This window comes from Staphylococcus pasteuri (assembly GCF_030547725.1).
Taxonomy (GTDB): Bacteria; Bacillota; Bacilli; order Staphylococcales; family Staphylococcaceae; genus Staphylococcus; species Staphylococcus pasteuri.
The window spans coordinates 1-274 of sequence record NZ_JAUOQO010000332.1; the positions used below are offsets into that span (position 1 = coordinate 1).

Sequence of the window (274 nt, forward strand, 5' to 3'; positions counted from 1 at the left end):
TGCTAGCACTACCTGCAGGTGATTTAGTCTATAGAATTGTTTTCTATTTGCTTCCAGCTAGTTTGTTTTGTTACTTCCTTTATGATGTTGTTGTAGCAATATCGCTTGTTTTTGTATTTGGTTACATCTTTATTGTTTTAGAAGGTATGGTTAAAGCCACTGTAATTAAAAGACTGGGGATTTCTGAAAGATTTTCAATGCCCCTTTTCATAGTGGTCTTGTTGAGTTTTGTCTCCGTGTTTTCTGCTTTCATGTTTCCCGTTATTCTTGAGCA

Annotated in this window: 1 protein-coding gene; it reads left to right on the forward strand. The window is 35.4% G+C overall.

Going from position 1 to position 274, the window contains the following annotated elements; all coding sequences use genetic code 11:
* A partial coding sequence (locus Q4528_RS13870; RefSeq protein WP_303522164.1) for a hypothetical protein occupies nucleotides 1–274 on the forward strand: 274 nt, incomplete at both ends.